We start from the raw sequence: 16,880 nt of genomic DNA, 5'->3' as shown, positions 1-16,880 counted from the left end.
CTTCAGCAGGACTGGTGCCGGTTAGACGGGTGTGAGGTAGGTGCCGGCGAGGTTCTGGAGCTGGTAGATCCAGAGCATCCAGATGCCGGAGACCATCAGGACGCCGACAAGGATCAGCAGGCCGCCGCCGATGAGGTTGAAGGTCCTGATGTGGCGGCGGATAAAGGCCAGCGTGGTACTTACCCAGTTCAGCCCCATGGCGACCATGACAAACGGGATGCCCAGGCCCAGGCAGTAAACGAAGCCGAGCAGTGCGCCGCGCCAGGCGCCGCCGGTCGTCGTGCTCAACGCCAGTACCGCGCTGAGGGTCGGCCCCATGCAGGGTGTCCACCCGAGGCCGAAGACGATGCCAAGCATCGGCGCTCCGGCCACACCGGTTTTCGGTTTGAACGGCAGCCGCATGGTCCGCTGCATCAGGGAGAGCTTTCCGATCAGGACCAGGCCCATGACGATGACGAAGATGCCGAGGACGCGGATGAGGAGGTCCTGCCAGCGCAGCAGCCACCCGCCGATTGCACCGAATGCAGCGCCATAGAGCGTGAACACGGCGGCGAATCCCAGGATGAACAAGCCGACCCCGGTCATCACGCGTCGCCGGTTATCCGGAGCGGCAGGATCGGCCAGGCCGGAGACATACCCGAGATAGCCTGGGACCAAAGGCAGGATGCAGGGGGAGATGAAGGAAACGATTCCTGCGGTCATCGCCAGGGGAACAGCTATCAGCAGCGCACCCGACTGGACCATCTCCGCGAAATACACTCCGATGGTCAACGGTATGCCCCCGTACCCCTGTAGTCCGCACTCATTTGCCTGTCCCTGTACCGAACTCGTAGCGGTAGGTTCTGGTCAGTGAACCGTCTTTGGAGAGATGTTCCTCTACCACTGACCAGCCCAGCCGCGCATAAAACCCCTCCGCGCTGCCGGTTCCGGCGATGACGGCGAGTTCGGCCCGGACGGCGCCTTTTGCCCGCGCCTGTGTCAGGAAATGCGTGACCAATTCTTTGCCGGCTCCGCTGCCTCTGGCCTCTGGAATGACCGCCACAGCGGTGATGACGGCGGTGCGGGGTTGTGCCGGTGCACCGCTTGCCGCGGCACTGGGCCGTACGGCGCCGGCAGGAACACGCTGCGGAGGTCGTTTCAGCAGCCTGCGCAGATACGCCCCGGCACGGGTGCGCAGGAAATGCGCGGCCAGGCGGGGGCGAAGGGCCAGAGCGCCGGCACCTGCTGTACCCAGCCGTATCCGATGCCTTCCGAGGACGTCGTCGACGTGCCGGACCTGGTCGGTGGCGCCGACGAGGAAACCCACAGGTTGCCGGTTCCCGTCCGGAGCTACAAGTTCGGCCATCAGCGCAGTTCCGTGCGGAGCGTTCAGATACGTTGCATGCCAGCGGCGGACAAACTTCTCGCCCAGCCTGGGGAACAAGCCATGGGGCAGGAAGGCGCATTGCAGTGAGGCGGTCAGTGCGAGGTCATCACCGGTCGCGGGGCGTATGACCACCCGGGGAAGAATCGGGGCTGTCATGGGCACTTTCTGGGGGAGCGGTACGGGCGGCAGCGAGGTGGCATGCCGGAAGGTCACGGGAGCGATTGACATGGCCGGTCAGCTTTCAAGTACGCTGAAAGTCGCCCCGCTGTCTGCCGAGTGCTCTATGCCGGCGGCTGTGGCTACCCAGATCTGCAGCTGTCCCTCCTCGCCTGGGGCAGCTGCGATGGCTGCGGGCGGACCGGAAACGGCACCGCCGGACTCCTGCCACGTTTTTCCGGCGTCGCGGCTGACCTGGACTGATCCGTCGGGGGCGACGCCGACGGCCGTGGCCTCGTCGGCGAATGTCGTCAGGAGCATTACCGGTGCATTCGCCGGCAGTTCCCAGGTTTCACCGCCGTCGTCCGAGCGCTGGACGCCTTCTTCCGTTGTGGCCAGGACAACCGGGCTCAGCGAGGTGCCGGCCAAACTGTAGGGGCGGATGTCTGTTTCCGAAGTCGTCCAGGTCTCCAGATCTCCGGTGAGCCTCAGTTCGCCGTCGAATCCGACGATCCCGTTACGTGTCACGGTCAGGGCGTGGAAATCGGATTCACCCTGGCGGGAAAGCGGTTCCCAGGTTTTCCCGCCGTCGGTCGAGTGGATCAGCCCCGCCGGGTTCGGTAGATCCGACCCGGGGCCGGGATGGCCGGAGGCGTAGAAATGGTCGTTTCCGGCGGGTGAGAAGCCCATCAGGTCGATGGTCGGCCCGATCTTTTCGGGTTTCTCCGCCGTGACGTTGAAGAGGCCATCGTGCGTGGCCAGCAGGACCTTGCCGGATGCCGGGTCGACGCTCATGCCGTGTACGTGGCCGTAGGGGGAGGCACCGGTATCAGCGGCAGGATCAGGGGTTTCCGCGGGTTGGGCGCAGCCTGCGGCGAGCAACGCTACGGACATGGCAGCAGAGGTAAGGGCTCCCCGCTTCCAGACGCGGATCCGGGAGGACTTAAGGGACATGGGTGAACGGTTCATCAGGGAAAGAGTCTCCAATAAGGGGACGGCAGCCGCGTACGCGGGCCTGGGGGAGGGATAGCACGTTGTCCGGGCACAGGAACGGTTCTGTGCCCGGTTGCGTGAAAGAAGATGTCAGAGACCGGCGAGAAGTTCTTTCATCTTCTCGATTTCTGCACTCTGGTCAGCGACAACCGCCTCGGCGAGGGCGACGGCGTCAGGGTCCTGCCCGTTGGCGATTTCTTCTTCAGCCATTGCCACGGCACCTTCGTGGTGGGCGATCATCTGGGTCAGGAACATCCGGGCTGCCTCATCGCCCTGGGCTGCCTCAAGCTGGGCAAGGTCGTCCGGGCTCATCATGCCTTCCATGGCGTGATCGCCGGACATTTCCATCGGCTCGCCCCAAGCTTGCAGCCAGCCGGTCATTTTCTCGATTTCCGGACCTTGGGCGGCCTTGATGTCTTCGGCTAATTGCATGATCTGCGGATCGAGGTTGTCCTTGGCGAGCATGATGTCGCTCATTTCCACGGCCTGCTCGTGGTGGGGGAGCATCATCTGCGCGAACATGGCGTCCGCGCTGTTATTGTCGGCGGCGACCCCGGAAGAGGCAGCCGAGGGGGATGCAGACATGCTGCCGTGGTCCATGCCCGGCATGGTTCCTTCGGCGGTGTCCGATCCTGTGTCCGAGCCGCAGCCGGCCAGAAAGAGGGCGGCGGCAACGGCGGTTGCTGAAATGGCGCTAAAGCGCTTCATGGTGAATTCCTTCAAAAAATGTTCTCAAATACTGCTGGCTATCAGTGAGCATGCCCTCTACACGCTGCAGGGCATGCGGAAACACGCCTCGCCCATAGGGGAGAAGGCGCAGGGATTCTAGGTGCGGCTGATAGAGAGCTGAACGAGCGAAGGAGGCCGGAGCATGGACGTGGACCAGGGCACAGGGTGGGGCGGTGCCCGCAAACCGTGCCGGCTTTCGGTCCGCAGCCGGTTTGGCTTGAAAAACAGGGCGAAGCTGGCCACCACCATCATCAGCACGCAGGCGGCGGCCATCAAATCATGCTCGCCTCCACAGGGCCCGGTGCAACCGGCTGAGTCTGGGGGCGTGGCGTGGCTGGATACGGCGGCTTCCGCATCAGACGAATGACTCGCGGTATGGGCGGCAGCTGTCGTGACGGTTACGTCGAGGCTGCCGGATCCGGGGCCGTGGGAGATGTTCAGGATGTGCATCCCGAGGATCCCGGTGATAACCGCTGCCAGGCCCAAAAGCAGTGTCAGGGAGTGTCGGATGGGCAGGGAGAGGCCTGACATGATGCGGTGGTTCATCAGTCCTGCCTTCCAGTCGATCCTGATCGGTCCCATGTCAAGGGTACCGAAGCTGTACAGGCCCTGCCGAATCCGGCAGGGCCTGTGTTCTGCGCCACGGCTACGGCTTATTGCACCGCGGCGGCATCGAGCTTGATCCGGCCGCAGCAGCTGGGCGTTCAGGGCCACGACGATGGTGGACACCGGCATCAGTTCGCCTGCTACTGCAGGGGAGATTGCGACGCTGGCAAAGACCGGCAAGCCCGCGGCCAGGGAACGGCGATGACCTTGTAGCCCTTGGCCCAGATGAGGTTCAGGATCATCTTGCCGTAGCTGGCGGAGGCACCGACGTCGGCTTTGACCCCGCGGCCGATCGAGGCGAAGCTGCTGGCGGTCGGTTGGCGGTTGTGCTGTGCTTTCGCTTTATGGTGCAGTTCGGCTTTTGGGGTAGCCGGACCTGAGGCGCATCGGTAGTGTGGGCCACACATGTTCGTCCCTATGGAAGGATCATGATCCGGCTTACGAGACGTCCTGCAGCGATGCTTCACCGGGTGGGGGCCTGGCGAAGCATCATTGTCGGTGTGGCCCTCACGCTTCTCGTTGCGAGCGTGATGTCCGTGTGCGTCACCGGGCAGCCGGAAGCAGGTGGCCGGATTTCTGCGGAGCCAGCAGCGGCCGGGCATGCCCACCACGTAAAGCCTGAAGTGGGTCCGGGGATAGGACCAGCGCTGGACACGGCGCCTCATGCAGAAGGCCACCGCCATGACTGCTGTGGAAAGTACGCGGCACCGGACACCTCTGCAGCCGTCCAGCGCCCCGAAGGGCAAGCCGTTTTGGTCCTGCCCGAGCACGCACTGACTGATCCGCCCGCAGCAGCACCGTCGCCGACGGGCATGGATCCGGGGCCGCCTCCGCAGTCACCATCCCTCATTGAGATGTCGATCAGCCGGACATAAACCGGGCCCCGTGTCTGCCGGGTGCCGGCCGCCTGGCGGATGGCGCTCGTTGAGCGGCCCTGCCCGCATGCCTTCCCCTCGCCGGCGACCGTTCCGGCGTTTTCAACGGGGAGGCAGGCAGGATCCGGTAGCAAGACAGGCACAACGCACCGTACCGAAACCATGGTGGCCGCAACCGCCACCGGTGACACCAAGAACGAATCGGAGAAGAACAATGACACACGTACAGACAATGCTCGACACGTACCCCAAGGACCTGGGGAACGTCGACAAGGCGAAACTTATCGAGTGCATCCGGGCCTGTTTCGAATGCGCGCAGACCTGCACGGCCTGCGCGGATGCGTGCCTCAGCGAAGACATGGTCGCCGACCTGACCAAGTGCATCCGCACCAACCTCGACTGCGCCGACATCTGCGTCACTACCGGCAACACGCTGTCCCGCCACACCGGGTACGACGCCAACGTCACCCGCGTCGTCCTGGAAGCCTGCCGGACCGTCTGCAAGGCCTGCGCCGACGAATGCGAACGGCACGCCTCCATGCACGACCACTGCCGCGTCTGCGCCGAGGCCTGCCGCCGCTGTGAACAGGCCTGCGCCGAGCTGCTGGGCTCACTGGGCTAACCAGCGGCCAAGTCCCGCCAGGGTGAGGGGAGGTCCCAGGGGGACGTCCCCTTGCCCGGTGGCGGAACCAAAACACGAATATGAACGAAAGACGTAAGACGATGCAAACAAATCACGCCCGCCGCGGCCGCGCCGCAGCTGCAGTTTCCGCCGCCATGCTGGCGGCCATGCTGGGCAGCACACCGGTAGCAACTGCCGCAACGGAAGTGCCGGCAACAGTACTGACGCAGGCCCATACGGCTGAATCGGGGGAGCAGCCGGAGCCAACCTCTCCCACCGTTTATGAGTTCGGCGAAACCCTGGCCAATCTGGAAGGCAAAGACCTCGAAGTAACGTTCATGGCGGCGATCATTCCGCATCACCGTGCCGCCATTGAAATGGCTGAGCTCGAACTTGAGCGGGGCGAGAGCCCGGACGTCCGTACCCATGCCGAGAACATCATCGCCAACCAGCAGCACCAGATCGACCAGTTCACCCGATGGCTGGATGAATGGTACGGCCTGACACCCGAGGAGGCGAAGGAAGAAGCTCCCCGGGAAGCCCGCCGGGAAATGGCAAAGATGGACCGTGAAACCGAACAAATGATCAAAGAACTGCGCCAGGTCGAAGATGGCGAAGGTTTTGACAAGGCTTTCGTCGTGCGCATGATCCCGCATCACCAGGGCGGGATTATCGAATTCCTGGAGCCGCAGTCCAGGGCGCCCCATGCCCAGCTGCGGGTGGCTGCGGCCACCGGAATCCTGAATCAGGAAGCGGAAGTTGTCGACTTCCGCACCTGGCTCTCCGCACAGGAGGGGGAGGACTGAACCGCAGCTTGAACCCTGACTGCCGGTTGATAGACATTTTCAGGGTTTGCTGCGGCATGCTGATTAAGAAAAAAGGATGTTGGTGATCAGAGCAGTCATAGTGGGCGAGGCCTGAAGTGCGGCATGCACCGGCAGCCGGGGCAGCCTCACGGCAACCACGCCGCGCGCTGTTCCTGCTGCTTGCGCCACCCGTACCGGGTCCTGCCCTGGGGCTTGTAAACCGAGAGCACTACGGCCACGAGCAGAACAGCCAAGGCGGCGCCGGCGTCAGCGAGCAGCTGGACCTTCAGTCCGTCCGGGTCAGCGAAGGCCAAGGACGTCCCGGCAGCCCGGTCGGCCATAAGGCTGACCGGCTGCATGTGTACGACCAGGAGGAAACTGGCAACGACGGTTATCAGTAGTTTCGCAAGCACCCAGTAGTGCCGGAACAGCCCCCAAACAGTGCCCAGGGCCTGGATGAGTCCGGTCAGCAACGACGCAAGGCTCAGCGGGACGATGGCGAACCAGCCGATGAGTTCCATGGAAATGTAGGCAGCGCGCACGGTCTGCAGGTCCCTGCTGCCCAGGCCGGCGATGGCCAGGACCAGGAACCCGGCCACGGCACCAAGCCAGCCAACGGACGCCGTGACGTGGGCGGTGAGGGCCAGCTTGCGAAGCCGCGGAGGCATTTTCATGACAGCTGTACGCCGTACTCCCAGCCGCTGGAGGCCGGAGCATGCCTGCCGAGGCCACCGCCGGCAAGGTGGAAGATCGCAAACGCCAGGACGAGGACGGCGGTGATGATTCCGAAGACGTATACCCAGCGGGGCGTCCGCGGAGCGGAATCGCGGCCGGAACCGGTCTGCCGGTCCTGCCGGGGGTTGTTGTGCGGTTCGTCCATGAGCGGGGTTCTCCTCTTAAAGGGCTGGCATCAACGGCGGTCGATAACAGTATTTTACGATACAAAGTGTCTTGATCGCTCCCGGTCTTACCGCGCACCCTAAACTAAAAGCGTGCCCAAACTGTGGAACGAGACGATAGCGGCCCACCGCGATGCCGTACGGGCTGCAACACTGGACGCGACTGCAGACCTCGTGCACAGGCATGGGCTTGCCTCGGTGACGATGACCCAGGTCGCCGAGGCGGTCGGCATCGGAAGGGCCACGCTTTACAAATACTTCCCGGATGTCGATGCGATCATGGCCGCCTGGCACGAACGCCAAGTCACCGGCCATCTGGAACAGCTGGCCGGGATCCGGCACGGGGCCGGCAACCCTGCCGGGCGGCTCAAAGCCGTACTGGAAGCCTACGCGCGGATCTCTTATCAACATCACGGCACCGAACTCGCAGCCTTGCTTCACCATGGCGGGCATATTTCCCGAGCCCAACAGCATCTCCAAGATTTCATCCGGGATCTAATAGGCGAGACGGCGGACGCCGGTGACCTGCGGACTGACGTTTCGCCGGAGGAGCTAGCTGTCTACTGCCTGCATGCCCTCGCAGCGGCAAACACGCTGTCATCCCAGGATGCCGTTCACCGGCTCGTCGCCGTCATCATGTCCGGCCTGAAATTCCCTGAGGGCGCAACAGGAAACGTGTAAGTCGGACGAAGCCGTCACCAAGCGGGGTGGAAGAAGAAACCAGGCCTTCGCCTCCCGCCCTTGTACCCCTGGAAAGGCGCACGCCTGCCGTGTCCGCCGGCTGCCGGTCGTATCCTAAAGTACGGAGACAGGAAGTATGGGGCACGGCCAGCGGATTTCCTCGCTGAACACCGGTACGTTCTACATGGCACAAAAGACAGGACTCCAATGACTGGGCCGGAGGCTTCGGAACGTGTTCCGGTTTTTCGCCGGCTGGTGCAGGTTTATGCGACGGCAGCTCTTCTGGCGGTCGCGGATCTGGGCCTCAAATCCTGGACAATGGCCCGCATGCCTGCTGCCCAGGTTTTCGATTTCGGGATCCTGCAGCTGCGACCGTCCTACGATACGCAATCCGACTCTGACGCTGTTGGATTTCCTGAGCGGATACTCCTTATAGGACTGGGTTTGGCCGTCATCATCCTGGGTGCTTACACACTGCATGCTGCAATGGCTGGGCATACCCCGGATCTGATGGCCAGCGCGTTGATTCTTGGCGGGGCGACGGCAGAGCTGGTTGGCCGGGTGGAGGGACGCGGTCACATCGAATACTTCTATACGGGATGGCTCCCCGACTTCAACCTCGCTGAAGTGTGGCTGGTTGCCGGGGTATGCCTGCTCGGCCTGGCTGCCCTGAGCAGACGGCGGGCCCGCCGCTAGCTGGGAAACCGGGCCCTTGGTCAGCACGCTGACGGCGACGGAACATGGCCGCGCCGATCCCCTGACAGGCCGGCGTTGCGGAGTCACCGTTCGGTTTGGCAGGTGCGCCGGAAGGGCACTGCGAACTCGGTCTTCGCGCTCTACGCGCCGGTTGCGCCTTCGGCGGGACCTATCCGGTCGACTCGATTCTCTTCAGCAGTTCCGGCGGCAAGCCTTTGCCCGCGGCCTCGATGTTGCTGACAAGATGTTGGGCATCGACGGTTCCGGTGATGGCGCTGGTGACATGAGGGTTGGCGAGCACAAAGTTGAGGGCCGCTTCGCTGCCGGTCATGCCGTCAATATGGTTGAGGAACCGGTAGCTCCGGCCGCGAGTGAACTTGCTTCTGTGATTCTTCATTGCCCTGAGCAGATACCAGATGTCGCTTCGGCGCCTGATTTTGAAAATATCGTTCGAAAACAGGGTTTGTGCCAGCGGGGATTTGACCAGCACCCCCATGCCCCGGCTGCCGGCTGTGTCGATGATTTTTGCCGGGCCGGCCCTGTTGATGACGTTGTATTCGATCATCAGCGAATTGAAGACGTCCATGTCGACAGTTTTCCGGGCGCCGGAGCCGTTTGCGGAGACGCCAATGTGGCCGATCAGGTCCCGGTCCTTGAGGTCCAGGAGTTTGTCGATTGCCGGTTCTGCCGGTCGGGGGAATCCGTGGAAATGAACCAGCGGTAGTCGCTCCAGCTGAAGGTTTCTAAGGCTCGAGACAATGCTTTTTTCGATGCCGTCCGGGGTGAAGTCCTTGATATGCCTGCCGTCGACGAATCTGGTGCCTACCTTGGTAGCCACGACGGGTTCTGCGGACCTTTCCTTAAGGATTCTGCCCAACCTGGTTTCAGCGTTCCCGGCGCTGTAGTTGGGGCCGGTATCGAAAAGGTTGATTCCGTGCTCGAGGGCTATGTCGATCAGCGCGGCCGCCTTCTTCTCGGGAAAGGCTGTAAACCCCCAGTATCCACCGGCCCCAAACCCAAGCTCGGAAACGAACAGGCCGGTTTGTCCCAACAACTTCTTCTGCATCCTAAGTTCCTCTTGTCCTCAGTACTGCTAGATTACTGAGACTCGTGAACTTCGTCGCAGGAAGCTGTGCCGTTTCTCCTCGCGGAAGCCGCAAGGCAAGCGTGCAGAAGCGCCGGCAACATGAAGAGGCGTTGCCGCCCTGCCTACGATGGAGCCTTCTCCGATGGGATCGTGATTGATACGGGCGCCGGGATGCCAGGCGGCCGGTTACTTGCCGGCCATATGAGCGAACCTGCGGGCCAGGACGACTGGAACAACACCAAAGACGGAGGCCGGACGTGGATGTACTTCTGACAGTGGCAGGAATTTCACTCGCCGTACTGGGATTGATCGACATGTTTCACAGCTTGCTGCACCCGAGCGGCAAAGGCTACCTGAGCCATCTGGTGCTCTCGGGTGTCTGGCGGGCGTCGAGGGCCACCGGTCACCGGCTGGGATCTGCCGTGGGACCTGCGGCGATGGTAGCCGTGATCCTGCTGTGGGTGGCCCTGCAGACAATCGGCTGGGCGTTGATCTACTACCCGCATATCCCGGGCGGTTTCATGTACTCCCCGGGGGTGAATCCAGCAGACTATCCCGACATCGCTGAGGCAATCTACGTTTCCCTCGTGACCCTGGCGACCTTGGGCTTTGGGGATGTCGTGGCCACCGACCCGTGGGTTCGCCTGGCCTCCCCGCTGCAGGGGCTGACCGGTTTCGCCCTGCTGACCGCGGCACTGACCTGGTTCACCCAGGTTTATCCTCCGCTGTCCCGGCGCCGGTCACTGGCCCTGGAGCTCAAAGGTCTTGCCGACATCAATTACGCCAAGACGCTCGGCGAAGTTGACCATGCTGTAGCCACCCGTATCCTGGACACCCTGACGGCCCAGCTGGAGAAGGTCCGCATCGACTTCACCCAGTACACGGAGAGCTACTACTTTCAAGAGGAGGACCCGGACCTTTCCCTGGCCCGGCAGCTGCCGTACGCACTGGCGTTGCGGGAAGCGGCGGCTGCTTCCCCGAGCAAGGACCTACAGCTCAGCGCCCGGCGGATCTCCGTCGCACTGGAGCAGTTGGCGAAAAAACTCGGAGAGGATTTCGTGCCCAAGGACGAGAACCCCGAAGACGTTTTCGCGGCCTACGCGAACGACCACGGCCAAGGCACCCAAGGCTGACCCGGACCCGGTACCGCACCCAGAGTGCGGCGCCAGGCAGTGAGGAACTCTATCCACAGAAGGCTTTTGGCCGTATCCGGTACGGCAGGAGCCCCTGAAAGACCAGCCGGGAAGCTGAATCGGGATTTTTCTCGCGGCTACGAAAAACGTTCTCCGTGAGCCACCGCTCGGCCTGTAATTTTCCGGTGCAGCAGATTTACCAGACGTAAGCCGTGTACCGGCGAACGATAAGGGACCAACGACTCACAGCGGCCCACCGCGAATCCCCGAAGCCCTGGCGTGTTCGGAAGGTGTCTACTCCGCGGCGGCCGGATCCAGGGCTTCCCGGTGCCGATGTCTGATCCGGTTGCGGGCCTTTTCGGATAACGCACCCAGCGGTCTTTCCAGCGGCCCTTTCCCTTTCGTGCTGTGCCAGACCACGGCGAAGATGACCGCCGCGCCGGTCTGGACAGCCAGCGAGACAAAGGGCCTGTCGCCGAGGAACCCGGTGGACACGAAGAGCAGATGGGCGGAATACAGGGTCAGGGTCATGCTCCCCGCCGGGGCCAGGACGCCGATAATCGGATCGAACGCTTTGCCCAGCAGCAATACGAGCCCAAGTACTGCCGCGGACATACCGATCGTATGCAGCAATTCCAAAGGCATCGACGAGTACGGCGCCATTACCGCCAACCACCACCAGGACCCGCCGTGCAAGCCCGAGTCCGGGCCATAGACAAAGACTTCGCTCACGTCATCCGCCGCAAGGCCCGGCGACGAAGCAACGAGCTGGCCAAAGCCCCCGGCGGGCCCGAGCAGGAACGCCGAGACACCCCATGCCAACAGTGCGAGCAGGACACCGCCTATCAGAAGCCTGGCCGCGGATCGGCGCGAAGAGAGATTGAGCCGCCCGATCACCATCCCGGCACAGATATAAGCCATCCACGGTACTGCCGGGTAGAAGCCTGTGAACGTCAAGAGGCCCGCCGACCCGACCGGCTCTTCAAAAATGTCAGTGAACGTGGCGTTGTCCGTTTGCACCGTAGGGAGATCGCCCTGCAGGCCCAGCAGGAGCGCCGGTGCCAGTGTGGCGGAGCCGACTGCAATGACGACCAATGCCCACGGTGGCGGGCCCAGCAGCGGTACCGCCAGCAGGAACATCACACCGTAATAGGCCAGGATAATTGCCGGGCCCGGTTCCGCGTAACCTAGCAACAGGCCAAGCCCCAGAATGAGTACGCCCCGCACCGCAAGCCCGGCCTTTGCCGCCAACAGCGGGCGCCCTTGGAACCGGCGGCGCCCACCGGAAATAAATGCCAGTGAAACGCCGGCGAGGACCGCGAAAAGTGCCGCTGCGTGCCCCGCCAATAACATCGTCGTCATTGTCGGCCCGTGATTTGCCGTTTCGGCTGGCAGCACGTTGACGGCGAGCATCCCCAGCAACGCCACGCCGCGCGCCGCGTCAACACCCCTCACCCGGGGCGTGCGGCTCCCTGCCACCTGCTCGGAGGAATGCGGCAGCTGGACCCCTTCACTGGTGTCATCTGCCTTCGGCACAGGCGCTCCTCAGGGACAGTAATGCCGGAACAGCGGCATCCGGCCCGGCAATGTCGGTATCCGACCTTCCGGATCAACCTAAAGTCCAAAACTTGGAAAATCCTGAGTGCCTGCCTCTCGGCCTCGAACACAATAATGCTTGAGATGGTGCGCCCAAGGTCCTCTAACTTCACGTAGTTGCATACGGAATCTCACGGTTTTGTTCGTCAGTAACGGCACCGTGACGACCGGATAACAGGCTCTGCGTTCCACTAGGCCCTATCTGTGGGTTCTCATGCGATGGGGAGAAGCAATATGGGAAAAAAGGCGAGAACTGACGTGGTCACATCCCGCCCGGTGGAGCTTCAGGGCCGGATCTGCACGAATGAGGGGGTGGGGGATGGCGCCGTTCTGACATCAGCTTCCCCTGACCAGTCCATCCGCTGGCGTCCAGGTGAACGGTTGGAGCGGCTTTTTGAAGACCGTTGCGACCAGCTCCTGGCAGAGGGACAGGGCACCCACCCGGCGGTGGATGCCGGAGATGTCCTTTTGACATACAAGCACCTGGACGGGTGCGCCAACCAGCTCGCGCGCCACTTGCTGGTGTCGGGAGCACGTCCCGGTGACCGCATCGCTCTGCTGTTCGACCAGCCGTGGCGTGCCTATGTGGCCATGCTGGCCGTGCTGAAGATCGGTGCCGCGTATGTGCCGATGGATCGGGCGTTTCCCTCCGACCGGTTGAAATACATCGTTGAGGACGCGGACGCCGCGATGGTGCTCTCGCTCAGCCACTTGAAGGACCTGCTTCCTGAGGTCGCGGCTCCCGTGGTGTGCCTCGACCACGAGCATCTGCACATATCAGGGTGCGAATCATCCCGCCTGACCAACTTGTCGGACTGGGGCACACCCGATGAGCTGGCGTACATCATCTACACCTCCGGCTCGACCGGCCGGCCCAAGGGCGTGGCCGTTGACCATGCCAGCATCTGCAACTTTGTCCGTGTGGCGTCCGACGTCTACGGATACCGGTCCTCGGACCGTGTCTATCAGGGCATGACACTGGCCTTCGACTTCTCGGTGGAGGAAATCTGGGTTCCCTGGCTGGCCGGGGCAACTTTGGTTCCCAAACCCGGCGGGACGAGCCTGCTCGGGACCGAACTTTCAGCGTTCCTGACGGAGAAGCAGATCACCGCGCTGTGCTGCGTGCCGACCCTGCTTGCAACCATCGAGGAGGAGCTGCCGGATCTGCGCTTCCTGCTGGTCTCCGGGGAGGCCTGTCCCCGGGACCTGATCGTGCGCTGGCACCGGCCCGGTCTGCGCTTCCTCAACGTTTACGGTCCGACCGAAGCGACCGTCACCGCGACGTGGAACGTGGTGGATCCGGACCGTCCGGTCACGCTGGGCGTGCCGCTGCCGACCTATTCCGCCGTCATCCTTGACCCGGAGGAGAACCGGGCGCTGGGCCCGGGCGAAACCGGTGAAATCGGCTTGGCCGGTGTAGGGCTGGCACGAGGCTATGTGAACCGCGATGACCTGACCGCAAAGGCGTTCATTCCCGATTTCCTGGGGATCGGGAACAATCCGTCGGGGCGTATCTACCGCACGGGGGATCTGGGGCGGATCAACGCGGACGGTGAGATCGAGTACTTCGGCCGTATCGATACCCAGGTCAAGATCCGCGGCTACCGGATCGAGCTGACGGAGATCGAGTCCGTGCTGTTGAAGGCTCCCGGAGTCGCCCAGGCGGTCGTGGGAACCTATGAGCCGGCGCCTGGTTTCGTGGAGCTTGTCGCGTACTACACCGTCCGCCACGACAGGGACGCGGACGAACAGAAGATCCACGAGATGCTGAGGAAGCTCCTGCCCGGCTACATGGTGCCGGCGTATTTCGAACGCCTCGATGCCATCCCCATGATGGCCAGTGACAAGGCGGACCGTAAGAAGCTGCCCGCCCCGACGAACAGGCGCAGCCTCACCGGTCCCGAAAGCTACACTGCCCCGGCGACCGAAACGGAAGAAGCCCTGGCAACGCAGCTCGGCGCAGTCCTGAGCCTGGAGCGGGTGTCGGCCGAGGCGAACTTCTTTGAGGACCTGGGAGCGAACTCGCTGCTGCTCGCGCATTTCAGCGCCAGGGTCAGAAAGCACACCGGGCTGCCGCCGATCGCCATGCAGGACGTCTACCAGTCCCCGACCGTGCGGCAGCTGGCCGTGGTCCTGGACGCTGCCCAGTCCGCAGCCACCCTTGAACCGGAACAGCCCACGCTACGTGAAGCGGTGCCTGCGCGTCCGCTGCCCGGTACCGGCAGCTTCGTGCTGTGCGGCGCCATCCAGCTGCTGATATTCCTGGGCTACACAACGTACGCCGCGTTCCTGCTGATCTTCGGATTCACCTGGGTTTCCGAAGGCACCAGCCTGATCGACATGTGGGTACGGTCCGTCGGCTTCGGGGCAGCGACGTTCGTGGCGCTCTCCATCGCCCCCATCATCATGAAGTGGATACTGGTCGGCCGGTGGAAGCCAGCCGAGATTCCGCTCTGGAGCATGGCCTACATCCGGTTCTGGGCCGTCAAAACACTTACCCGGGCCAATCCCCTCGTGATGTTCGTCGGCTCCCCCCTCTACATCCTCTACCTCCGCGCGCTGGGGGCGAAGATCGGGAAGAACGTAGTGATCTTCTCCCGCACCGTCCCGGTCTGCACCGACCTGATCACCATCGGAGCAGACACCGTCATCCACAAGAACTCGTTCTTCCTCGGCTACCGCGCCCGCCCCGGCGCCATCGAGACCGGCCCGGTAACACTGGGACGAAACGTCCTCATTTCCGAAAAGACCACCCTGGACATCGGATCCTCCATGGGCGACAACGCCCAGCTCGGACACGCGTCGTCACTGCAGAGTTCACAATCAGTGCCGGACGGACAGACCTGGCACGGTTCCCCGGCCGTACCCACGGACGCAAACTACCGGACGGTCGAACCCGCGAACTGCACCACCCGCCGCAGGGTCATCTACAGCCTGCTGCAGCTGTTCAACCGCTTCGTCCTGGTCCTCCCCGTAGGCCTCGTCGGCCTGGCCGCGCTGCTGCCGGACTACCTGGAGAGCCAACACCTGGAGCTAGACAACCCGCGCTTCTACCTCGACGTGCTGGCCGCCACCATGCTGCTGTTCTACGGCGGACTCCTCACCGGGCTCGTCTTCGTGCTCACCGTCCCCAGGATCCTGAACCGCGCGCTGAAACCCGACACCGTCTACCCGCTCTACGGCGTGCACTTCACGATCCAGAGAGTGATCGCCCGCATGACGAACGCCAAAATGTACAAGGACATCTTCGGCGACAGCTCATACATCGTGCATTTCCTGCAGGCCCTGGGATACGACCTGGGCAAAGTCGAACAAACCGGATCGAACTTCGGCCCCGAAGTCGCACACGAAACGCCCTACCTCAGCTCCGTCGGTTCCGGCACGATGGTCTCGGACGGCCTGAACATCATGAACGCGGATTTTTCCAGCTCGTCCTTCCGCGTCTCACGCGTCACCATCGGCGAACGCAACTTCCTCGGCAACGACATCACCTTCCCACTCGCTGCGCGCACCGGAGACAACTGCCTACTCGCGACCAAGGTCATGATCCCGATCAACGGGCCACTCCGGGAAGGCGTAGGCCTGCTCGGATCCCCACCATTCGAAATCCCCAGAACTGTCGACCGGGACAGGGAATTCGACGAACTCAAAAACGAAGAAATCAAAGAACCGCTCATCAAAGCCAAGAACAAGCACAACCTTGTGACCATGGCACTGTTCCTGACCGTACGGTGGTTCCTGCTCTTCGAAGCGACATTGCTCTCGGCCATCGCCGTAACCTTCTACGACGAGTTCGGCGCACTGGCCGTGGGAGTCGCGACCATCGTGTTCCTGATCGTCGGCATCCTGATTAGTGTGGTTGCCGAGCGCTCCGTGCTGGGCTTCGGCCGGCTGAAGCCCCAGTACTGTTCCATCTACGACCCCTACTTCTGGCACCACGAACGCCTCTGGAAACTCCTCGCCGTGGCACCGTTCAGCGGCACTCCCTTCAAACCCATGATCTGGAGACTGCTCGGCGTGAGGGTCGGAAAGCGGCTCTACGATGCCGGCTGCGACATTCCGGAAAAGACGCTGGTCTCGATCGGCGACGACTGCGCGCTCAACGAAGGCACAGCCATCCAAAGCCATTCGATGGAAGACGGCACCTTCAAATCCGACTACATCACCCTCCGGGACCGCTGCTCGCTAGGTGTTGAATCCTTCGTGAACTACGGCGTCACCATGCACAGCGGATCGACATTGCTGGCCGACTCGTTCCTGATGAAGGGCGAAGAAGTCCCGGAACACACCGTTTACGGCGCCAATCCGGCACGCGAAATAAGGGATAGCGGCATCCGCCAGCAGTCCTTGGAAGGACTGCGGAACACACCGCGTCACCGCTTGGCCGGCTGGTACGGACACCTGGGATCAGCGGGAAGCAGGGATCGCAGAACGAAGCCGGGGAAGCATTCAGGCGTTCCGGCTTAGGCGCAGGAGGCGGCAACATGCCGGTGAACGTTTAACCATCGCTCAAGCCCCATTCGCTCAGAGGCAAGCATGCTCGGAGGTCCACGCCTGCGCATCCAACGCGGATTCAAGCGCGATTAGGGGAGGGACGGCCTTATCGGTCGGCTGCTTCAGCTTGCTGTCCAGGCC

General features: G+C 62.9%; 16 protein-coding genes. 6 read left to right on the top strand and 10 right to left on the bottom strand.

Annotated elements, in window-relative coordinates:
* Positions 1–21: 21 nt before the first annotated feature.
* The 6 genes from AC20117_RS20885 to AC20117_RS24390 all read right to left on the bottom strand — a co-directional run bounded on the left by AC20117_RS20885 (position 22) and on the right by AC20117_RS24390 (position 4,257).
* Positions 22–771: a cytochrome c biogenesis CcdA family protein gene (locus AC20117_RS20885; protein ID WP_074701854.1), complete on the bottom strand. Its 750-nt coding sequence runs from the start codon at positions 769–771 to the stop codon at positions 22–24.
* 31 nt (positions 772–802) lie between these two features.
* A complete protein-coding gene (locus tag AC20117_RS20880) occupies positions 803–1,522 on the bottom strand; it encodes a GNAT family N-acetyltransferase (RefSeq protein WP_074703351.1) in 720 nt (239 codons plus the stop codon).
* A gap of 78 nt (positions 1,523–1,600) precedes the next feature.
* The gene (locus AC20117_RS20875) at positions 1,601–2,491 is read right to left on the bottom strand and encodes a F510_1955 family glycosylhydrolase (RefSeq protein ID WP_083339822.1); all 891 of its coding nucleotides are present in this window, start codon (positions 2,489–2,491) and stop codon (positions 1,601–1,603) included.
* A gap of 114 nt (positions 2,492–2,605) precedes the next feature.
* Complete coding sequence (locus AC20117_RS20870) at positions 2,606–3,223, bottom strand: DUF305 domain-containing protein (protein WP_074701857.1); 618 nt, start codon at positions 3,221–3,223, stop codon at positions 2,606–2,608.
* A 117-nt stretch (positions 3,224–3,340) separates the two neighbouring features.
* Positions 3,341–3,826 carry a DUF6153 family protein gene (locus AC20117_RS20865; protein WP_236777623.1) on the bottom strand — a complete coding sequence of 162 codons (486 nt, stop codon included), beginning with the start codon at positions 3,824–3,826 and terminating at the stop codon, positions 3,341–3,343.
* A 164-nt stretch (positions 3,827–3,990) separates the two neighbouring features.
* Positions 3,991–4,257 (bottom strand): hypothetical protein, encoded by a 267-nt coding sequence (locus AC20117_RS24390; RefSeq protein ID WP_170064954.1) that lies wholly within the window; start codon positions 4,255–4,257, stop codon positions 3,991–3,993.
* 682 nt (positions 4,258–4,939) lie between these two features.
* On the opposite strand from AC20117_RS24390, the gene AC20117_RS20860 reads away from it, so the two are divergent.
* Positions 4,940–5,347 (top strand): four-helix bundle copper-binding protein, encoded by a 408-nt coding sequence (locus AC20117_RS20860; RefSeq protein ID WP_074701859.1) that lies wholly within the window; start codon positions 4,940–4,942, stop codon positions 5,345–5,347.
* A gap of 101 nt (positions 5,348–5,448) precedes the next feature.
* Positions 5,449–6,153, top strand: a complete 705-nt coding sequence (locus AC20117_RS20855; protein ID WP_074701860.1) for a DUF305 domain-containing protein — start codon at positions 5,449–5,451, stop codon at positions 6,151–6,153.
* A 146-nt stretch (positions 6,154–6,299) separates the two neighbouring features.
* Here the strand turns inward: AC20117_RS20855 and AC20117_RS20850 are convergent, their stop codons facing one another.
* Together AC20117_RS20850 and AC20117_RS20845 are read right to left on the bottom strand one after the other, a co-directional pair.
* Positions 6,300–6,827, bottom strand: coding sequence for a hypothetical protein (locus AC20117_RS20850; protein ID WP_170837962.1), 528 nt, complete (start codon positions 6,825–6,827; stop codon positions 6,300–6,302).
* On the bottom strand, positions 6,824–7,033 hold the full coding sequence (locus tag AC20117_RS20845) for a hypothetical protein (protein ID WP_074701862.1): 210 nt from the start codon (positions 7,031–7,033) through the stop codon (positions 6,824–6,826). The genes AC20117_RS20850 and AC20117_RS20845 overlap by 4 nt, the downstream gene beginning before the upstream one ends.
* 112 nt (positions 7,034–7,145) lie before the next feature.
* Between AC20117_RS20845 and AC20117_RS20840 the strand changes: the two genes are divergently transcribed.
* Entirely contained in the window at positions 7,146–7,733 is a 588-nt protein-coding gene (locus AC20117_RS20840; RefSeq protein ID WP_074701864.1) for a TetR/AcrR family transcriptional regulator, read from the top strand.
* A gap of 207 nt (positions 7,734–7,940) precedes the next feature.
* The gene (locus AC20117_RS20835) at positions 7,941–8,429 is read left to right on the top strand and encodes a signal peptidase II (RefSeq protein ID WP_074701865.1); all 489 of its coding nucleotides are present in this window, start codon (positions 7,941–7,943) and stop codon (positions 8,427–8,429) included.
* A 169-nt stretch (positions 8,430–8,598) separates the two neighbouring features.
* Here the strand turns inward: AC20117_RS20835 and AC20117_RS20830 are convergent, their stop codons facing one another.
* Positions 8,599–9,495, bottom strand: a complete 897-nt coding sequence (locus AC20117_RS20830) for an aldo/keto reductase (protein WP_074701866.1) — start codon at positions 9,493–9,495, stop codon at positions 8,599–8,601.
* A gap of 278 nt (positions 9,496–9,773) precedes the next feature.
* Here AC20117_RS20830 and AC20117_RS20820 point away from each other — a divergent pair, with 278 nt between their 5' ends.
* Positions 9,774–10,649 (top strand): potassium channel family protein, encoded by an 876-nt coding sequence (locus tag AC20117_RS20820; protein ID WP_101632665.1) that lies wholly within the window; start codon positions 9,774–9,776, stop codon positions 10,647–10,649.
* A 294-nt stretch (positions 10,650–10,943) separates the two neighbouring features.
* Here the strand turns inward: AC20117_RS20820 and AC20117_RS20815 are convergent, their stop codons facing one another.
* Positions 10,944–12,185, bottom strand: coding sequence for a heparan-alpha-glucosaminide N-acetyltransferase domain-containing protein (locus tag AC20117_RS20815; protein ID WP_236777390.1), 1,242 nt, complete (start codon positions 12,183–12,185; stop codon positions 10,944–10,946).
* Between the two features lie 318 nt (positions 12,186–12,503).
* On the opposite strand from AC20117_RS20815, the gene AC20117_RS20810 reads away from it, so the two are divergent.
* Complete coding sequence (locus AC20117_RS20810) at positions 12,504–16,712, top strand: Pls/PosA family non-ribosomal peptide synthetase (RefSeq protein WP_236777389.1); 4,209 nt, start codon at positions 12,504–12,506, stop codon at positions 16,710–16,712.
* Positions 16,713–16,880: the final 168 nt, after the last annotated feature.

Origin of the sequence: Arthrobacter crystallopoietes, from assembly GCF_002849715.1 — a bacterium.
Lineage (GTDB): Bacteria > Actinomycetota > Actinomycetes > Actinomycetales > Micrococcaceae > Crystallibacter > Crystallibacter crystallopoietes.
Note: the sequence above shows the minus strand (reverse complement) of the source record. Positions and strands in the feature narration are given on the sequence as shown.